Source organism: Bradyrhizobium sp., assembly GCF_016462955.1.
Classification (GTDB): Bacteria; Pseudomonadota; Alphaproteobacteria; order Rhizobiales; family Xanthobacteraceae; genus Bradyrhizobium.
This window is the reverse complement of record NZ_JAEMSD010000370.1, coordinates 1-6,889: the sequence shown is the minus strand read 5'-3', so window position 1 is coordinate 6,889 and position 6,889 is coordinate 1. Positions and strand designations below refer to the sequence as shown.

General features: G+C 65.0%; 8 protein-coding genes. 5 read left to right on the top strand and 3 right to left on the bottom strand.

Going from position 1 to position 6,889, the window contains the following annotated elements; genetic code table 11:
- The 5 genes from JHD07_RS28505 to JHD07_RS28485 form a co-directional block, all read left to right on the top strand.
- Positions 1-672: FAD-dependent oxidoreductase (locus JHD07_RS28505; RefSeq protein ID WP_291628243.1), on the top strand; the 672-nt coding region annotated here is incomplete at its 5' end.
- Positions 673-736: 64 nt separating this feature from the next.
- Positions 737-2,719, top strand: a complete 1,983-nt coding sequence (shc, locus tag JHD07_RS28500; protein WP_291628241.1) for a squalene--hopene cyclase — start codon at positions 737-739, stop codon at positions 2,717-2,719.
- Positions 2,716-3,465, top strand: a complete 750-nt coding sequence (locus tag JHD07_RS28495) for a phosphorylase (protein ID WP_291628239.1) — start codon at positions 2,716-2,718, stop codon at positions 3,463-3,465. Before shc ends, JHD07_RS28495 begins: the two co-directional genes overlap by 4 nt.
- Positions 3,466-3,630: 165 nt before the next feature.
- Positions 3,631-3,906, top strand: coding sequence for an AbrB family transcriptional regulator (locus tag JHD07_RS28490; protein WP_291628237.1), 276 nt, complete (start codon positions 3,631-3,633; stop codon positions 3,904-3,906).
- Positions 3,893-4,285 carry a type II toxin-antitoxin system VapC family toxin gene (locus JHD07_RS28485; RefSeq protein WP_291628236.1) on the top strand — a complete coding sequence of 131 codons (393 nt, stop codon included), beginning with the start codon at positions 3,893-3,895 and terminating at the stop codon, positions 4,283-4,285. The genes JHD07_RS28490 and JHD07_RS28485 overlap by 14 nt, the downstream gene beginning before the upstream one ends.
- A gap of 115 nt (positions 4,286-4,400) precedes the next feature.
- Here the strand turns inward: JHD07_RS28485 and JHD07_RS28480 are convergent, their stop codons facing one another.
- The 3 genes from JHD07_RS28480 to hpnH all read right to left on the bottom strand — a co-directional run.
- Positions 4,401-4,808: a type II toxin-antitoxin system VapC family toxin gene (locus JHD07_RS28480; RefSeq protein ID WP_291628235.1), complete on the bottom strand. Its 408-nt coding sequence runs from the start codon at positions 4,806-4,808 to the stop codon at positions 4,401-4,403.
- Positions 4,805-5,065, bottom strand: coding sequence for an antitoxin (gene vapB, locus JHD07_RS28475; protein ID WP_291628234.1), 261 nt, complete (start codon positions 5,063-5,065; stop codon positions 4,805-4,807). Before vapB ends, JHD07_RS28480 begins: the two co-directional genes overlap by 4 nt.
- Before the next feature lie 973 nt (positions 5,066-6,038).
- The coding region (gene hpnH, locus JHD07_RS28470) for an adenosyl-hopene transferase HpnH (protein ID WP_291628233.1) at positions 6,039-6,889 on the bottom strand (851 nt) is incomplete at its 5' end.

The following is a 6,889-nucleotide window of genomic DNA, read 5'->3' as shown; positions in this document are numbered from 1 at the left end:
ATCGCGCGTGACGGCCTCAGCGCCGTGCTGATCGAGCCTGCGGTGAAGTTTCTGCAGGATCGCGGCCACACCGTTCAGCTCGGCCATGAGCTGCGTTCGTTCGTCAGCGCGGACGGAAAGGTGACCGCCCTGAATTTCGGCGGTGAGGATGTGGTCCCACTCGGCGCCGGCGACGTCATCGTGATGGCGGTGCCGCCGCGCCCGGCAGCCAGCCTGCTGCCCGGCCTGAAGACGCCGACCGAATTCCGCGCCATCGTCAACGCGCATTTCCGCTTTGAGCCGCCGCCGGGAGCGGCGCCGATCCTCGGCGTGATCGGCGGCGTCGTGGAGTGGCTGTTCGCGTTCCCGAACCGGCTGTCCGTCACCATCAGCAACGGCGACCGTCTGGTCGAGATGCCGCGCGAGGAACTCGCGCAGACGATCTGGAACGACGTCTGCAAGGCCGGCGGGGTGTCCGGTGAGCTGCCTCCTTGGCAGATCGTCCGCGAGCGCCGCGCCACCTTCGCCGCCACGCCTGCCCAGAACGCCCTGCGTCCGGGGCCGGTCACCGCGCTGAAAAACCTGTTTCTCGCCGGCGATTGGACTGCTACGGGATTGCCAGCAACCATCGAAGGATCGGTCCGGTCCGGTGATCGCGCCGCCGATCTGGTTCTGGCCGCCAAAGCTTCCTGACACGCGGCCCTGACGGGTGAATGTCCCGGTCAATTTCGTTGGACTATCGGAGCAATCGAGCGACATGGATTCCGTGAACGCGACCAGCCGCGAGGCCTTGAACTCGAAGGGTCTGGATTCGAAGCTATTGGAATCGAGCATTACATCGGCGGCCGAAGGGGTTCTCGGCTTCCAGCAGCCCGACGGCCATTGGGTGTTCGAGCTCGAGGCCGATGCCACGATTCCCGCAGAGTATGTCTTGTTGCGCCATTATCTGGCCGAGCCGGTCGATGCCGTGCTCGAGGCCAGGATCGGCAATTACCTGCGCCGCATCCAGGGCGCCCATGGCGGCTGGCCGCTGGTGCATGACGGCGAGTTCGACATGAGCGCCAGCGTGAAGGCGTATTTCGCGCTGAAGATGATCGGCGATTCCGTCGACGCGCCGCACATGGTGCGTGCACGCGAGGCGATCCGCGCGCGGGGCGGCGCGATCCACAGCAACGTCTTCACCCGCTTCATGCTCGCAATGTACGGCGTGCTGACCTGGCGCGCGGTGCCGGTGCTGCCGGTCGAGATCGTGCTGCTGCCGTTCTGGTCGCCGTTCCACCTCAACAAGATCTCGTATTGGGCGCGCACCACCATGGTGCCGCTGATGGTGATCGCCGCGCTGAAGCCGCGTGCGAGGAATCCGAAGGGCGTCGGCATCGACGAGCTGTTTCTCCAGGATCCGCGCTCGATCGGCATGACGGCGAAGGCGCCGCACCAGAGCATGGCCTGGTTCCTGCTGTTCCGTTCGCTCGACGCGATCCTGCGCGTGGTCGAGCCGATGTTTCCCAAGAGCCTGCGCAAGCGCGCGATCGACGCCGCGCTCGCCTTCACCGAAGAGCGACTCAACGGCGAGGACGGCATGGGCGCGATCTACCCGCCGATGGCCAACATCGTCATGATGTATGATGCGCTCGGCAAGGACGAGAATTTCCCGCCGCGTGCGATCACGCGCCGGGGCATCGACAAGCTGCTCGTCATCAACGGCGAGGAGGCCTATTGCCAGCCCTGCGTCTCGCCGGTGTGGGACACGACGCTGACCGCCCATGCGCTGCTCGAAGCCGGCGGCGACAAGGCGGTGCCGGTGGCCAAGCAGGGCCTCGACTGGCTGATCCCGAAGCAAGAGCTCGAGCTGAAGGGCGATTGGGCGGTGAAGCGGCCCGACGTGCGTCCGGGCGGCTGGGCCTTCCAGTACAACAACGCCCATTACCCCGATCTCGACGACACCGCCGTGGTGGTGATGTCGATGGACCGCATGCGGCGGGAGCACGGCGCCACCGGCTATGACGACGCGATCGCCCGGGGCCGGGAGTGGATCGAGGGCATGCAGAGCGACGATGGCGGCTGGGCCGCCTTCGACGTCAACAATCTCGAATACTACCTCAACAACATCCCGTTCTCGGACCACGGCGCGCTGCTCGATCCGCCGACCGAGGACGTCACCGCCCGCTGCATCTCGATGCTGGCCCAGCTCGGCGAGACCGCGGCAACCAGCAAGCACGTGGCCGACGGCGTCGCCTATCTGCGCAAGACCCAGCACCCGGAGGGGTCCTGGTACGGCCGCTGGGGCATGAACTTCATCTATGGAACCTGGTCGGTGCTGTGTGCCCTCAACATGGCCGGCGTCGACCACGAGGACCCGATGATTCGCAAAGCCGTGGATTGGCTGGCCTCGGTCCAGAACGAGGACGGCGGCTGGGGCGAGGACGCGGTCAGCTACCGCCTGGACTACCGGGGATGGGAGCCTGCCCCCTCGACCGCCTCGCAAACGGCATGGGCCTTGCTTGCCCTGATGGCGGCAGGCGAGGTTGATCACCCGGCCGTCGCCCGCGGGGTGGAGTACCTGATTGCAACACAAAACAAAAAAGGACTGTGGGACGAGCAGCGGTACACCGCCACAGGCTTCCCCCGCGTGTTCTATCTACGTTATCATGGTTACCCAAAGTTCTTCCCGCTGTGGGCATTGGCGCGGTATCGGAACTTGCGGAACACCAACAGCAGGGTGGTAGGGGTCGGAATGTGACTTTGGGGACGGGGGACTACGCTACCGCGGGTTACGCCATCGATCCGCGGCCAATACTGATCGTGACCGGATTGGTTCAGGAGGCCCGCATCGCGGCCGGCCCTGGAATGGCGGTCATCTGTTCATCCAGCAGCCCGACCCAGTTGCGGGCGCTTCTGACGGTGGTGGATCCCCAGACGATTCGCGGCGTGATCTCGTTCGGCGTGGCCGGCGGGCTCGACCCGAGCCTGCGCTCCGGCGACGTCGTGCTGGCGACCGAGGTGCTGTCCGGCGACACCCGCTGGGCGGCAGGCCTGTCGCTCGGCGACGACCTGATCGATCGGCTGACCTCGGGCCGCCGCCGCGTCGTGCGCGGCAGCCTCGCCGGGGCGGAGGAGGTGGTCACGGGCCGCTCCTGCAAGGCGGCGCTGCATTCGGAGACGGGAGCCTTTGCCGTCGACATGGAAAGCCACATCGCCGCCGCCTACGCCGCCGAAGCCGGGCTGCCCTTTGCCGCGGTCCGCGTCATCAGCGATCCCGCCCACCGCGCGCTGCCGGCACTCGCCCGCGCCGCGATCAAGCCGAACGGCCAGATCGATCTCGGCGCCGTGCTGCGCGGCATCGTCCGCAATCCGACCACGCTGCATGCGCTGGTCTCGACCGGCATCGACTTCAACCGCGCCCTGCGGAGCTTGCGCGGCTGCCGGGATTATCTGATCGGCACCGAGCTGATCGAGAGCGAGGAGTTGGTGTCGAAGGCGGCGTGAGCGGGGTCGTTCGAGCACGCAAGAGGAAAGGCCCGGTCGTGCGACTGGGCCTTTTGTTTTGAGCTGCGCGATTACCGTCACGGCGAGTGGCGTGCATCTGCTCGCTTGAATGTAAGCCTATCTGAGTTTATCTTACATTCGTCTTACCTCAGGAAGGTCCAGTCAATGGTCGGCACGGACAAGCTCACCACCGTCGTTTCCACTAAGGGACAGGTCATCCTGCCGAGCGCTATTCGCAAGGCGCGGGAATGGAAGGCAGGAACGCGGCTCACCGTCGAGGAGACCTCGGAGGGCGTCCTGTTGAAGCCGGCGCCGGCCTTCGCGGCGACGCGACCGAAAGAGGTGTTCGGCATCTTGGCTTATCGAGGCAAGCCGAAAACTCTCGAAGAGATTGACGCAAGCGTGCTGGCCGAAGCCAGGCGGCGGCATGATCGCGATTGATACCAACCTCATCGTCCGCTATCTGACCGGGGATCACGTCAGCCAATCCGCGCGGGCCCGCGCCTTGATCGACGCCGAGAGCGTCTTCGTTCCCATCACGGTGCTGCTCGAAGTCGAATGGGTGCTGCGAAGCGCGTACGGCTATCGGGCCGCCGACGTTGTGCACGCGCTACGTGCTTTCGCCGGACTTCCGACCGTCACCGTCGAGGACGGCACGACGATTGCGGCGGCGCTCGACCTTGCCGAAACAGAAATGGATTTCGCCGATGCGCTGCATCTAGCGAGATCCGGACATTGCGAGGCCTTTGTCACTTTCGACCGTAAGCTCGTCAAAGCGGCGAAAGTGGCGGGCCATGAGGGGGTACGCGAAGCGCGGTGATCGCTCGCGGTATCGGATCAGAATTAGGTGACAGTCCAGCACTGGATTGCACCCCTGAAGGGACACACGATGGTTACAGTGATACAGTCATCGTAATTCCCAACGCTTGCGAGCCTCACGCCCTCGTCCAGTCCTCCAGCCGCAATCCGGCAATGCGCTGGAATTCGGCGGTGTTGTTGCTGACGAGCGGCAGGCCGCGCGCGATCGCCTGACCGGCAATCAGGATATCATAGGGGCCGATCGGCGTGCCGCGCCGCGCCAGCTCCGCCCGGATCTCGCCGGCGGCTCGCGCGTCCTCTTGGTCGAGGTCGAGGATGTCGAGATCGGCAAAGAGGAGACGGAGTGTCTCCAGATTGAATTCAATCTTCTGGCTGCGATAGGCGCCGAAGTAGAGTTCGTGGGCAACGATGGCCGAGATTGCGAGTGCACCGGGCTCGCTGGATTCGACCCGGCGCAGGAGAGGCTCTGACCGGCGTGTGACGAGTGAGATGATGGCGTTGGTGTCGAGCAGCCATTTCGTCATCGAAACGCCTGCTCCAGATTGGGCCGCGTCTGCTCTTCGGGTTGCTCCCGGCCTTCAGCCATGAAGTCTGGGCTGAAGCCGCGCGCGATAGCCGCGCGAAGCGACGCCCAAGGGCCGGTGGCGCTTCGTTTCGGGCGCAGGATCACGGCATCGCCTTCGCGTGAGACCTCGACTTCCTCAACCGTAAAACGAAAATCCTTCGGAAGTCGGACGGCCTGAGAGTTGCCGGACTTGAATACCTTGGCGATGTGGGACATGGGGACCTCAAGTATATACCTTTGAGTATATACATTATCGTAGCATCGTCTGCAAGACTGAGCCCCGGTCTACTTTGCATGGGGTTGTTCTCGATGTTTGCGAAGACGCGCCGAGCGGCGTCGGGCAAAACACCTGTGGCCAAGTCAATCCCTCCTCGCGAAAATATTCCACTTTCCCGAATTTCGGATTTATGGCATAGGGCGCTCATCCCGGCCCTGCCGGAGGGGCGCTTCGCGATCGTCACGAGATGCGGGCCGGGGTGCGGTGGACGCGGCAGCGCCGGCGCGATAGGCGGTGACAGGGACGGGCGACCGTTGAGTCATGCGCGACGCGGTACGACACGGCGCGGTCACAGCGGTCTTGTTGATGGTCAGGGGCGCGCACATCGGGTCCCGGATGCTGAGGCAGGATCGTCCGCGGACGGAGAAGTCGTGTGGTCCCGACGCCCGGGGTTCTGGCGTCAAGTCTTGCGGTGATGTGGCGGCCAACCGGCACGCGCGTCGATCAGCGGCGAGACGACGGGGGCAAGAGTGCAACGCTCCCCGAGGAGAGCACGAAGGACACCGTTAAAACCATCCGCGCAGGGAAGGCCGGGCGACCGGCACACCTGTAGTCCACCCCGTGTGCGTTTTCGATGCACGCGGACCGCGGGTGCCGCCGGCGCCCGGCCTTCCCTGCGCCCTCTGGCCTTCATAGGGCGCGAACGAATAGCAAAGCTCGGGCGAATGAAGCCGCGAGAACGCGGTGGTGTGTCTGCAGGGAAGAGACCTCATAGCAGAGCAAGCTGGCGCCGCACGGCGGAGAGTGAGAGTGACGCGATGTCCTCTCGTGCCCCGGACGCAGCCAGCGCGCACTTGCTGCGCGTTGCGCTGCAGCGCGTCCGGGACACGGATCGTCGGCACAACGCCCGCAGACGAAAAAGGCCCGGTCGCGTTGGCGGCCGGGCCTTCGTGGTATAGTTGGTTGCGTGCCTTACGCCGCCGTCGAAGCCTTCTGCGCGGCCTTCGCCTGGGCCGTGGCGGCCTCGTCCTTGCGGATCTCCGACAGCTTCTTCTGGACCTGTTCCGAGAAGATGTACTGCGCCGGGCGCTGCTTGCTCATGTCGATCTCCGGCGCCATGGGACCGGAGGTCTTGATGCCGCGCAGCGACACCCACATCGCCTTCAGCGGGTTGTTGAGCGCAGCCGTCGCCGCGGTCGGCTCGTAGCCGCAATGGGCCATGCAGTCGGCGCACTTCTCGTAGCGGCCGGTGCCGTAGGAATCCCAGTCCGTGGTCTCCATCAGCTCCTTGAAGGTTTTCGCGTAGCCTTCGCCGAGCAGATAGCAGGGCTTCTGCCAGCCGAAGATGTTGCGCGCGGGCATGCCCCAGGGCGTGCACTCGTATTCCTGGTTGCCGGCGAGGAAGTCGAGGAACAGGCCGGAATGCATGAAGTTCCACTTCTTGCCCTTGCCCATGGCGAAGACGTCGCGGAACAGCTTCTTGGTCTTGGTGCGGTTGAGGAAGTGCTCCTGGTCGGGCGCGCGCTCATAGGCGTAGCCCGGCGACATCGAGACGCCGACGCCAAGCTCGACCGTGAGGTCGAGGAACTTGGCGATCTCCTCGGCCGGATGGCCGTCGAAGATGGTGGCGTTGACGTTGACGGTGAAGCCGCGTGCCTTGGCCGCCTTGATCGCCGAGACGGCGCGGTCGAACACGCCCTTCTGCGACACCGCCTTGTCGTGGTGGTCGCGCAGGCCGTCGAGATGCACCGAGAAGAACAGGTAAGGGGAGGGCTCGAACAGATCGAGCTTCTTCTCGAGCAGCAGCGCGTTGGTGCAGAGCG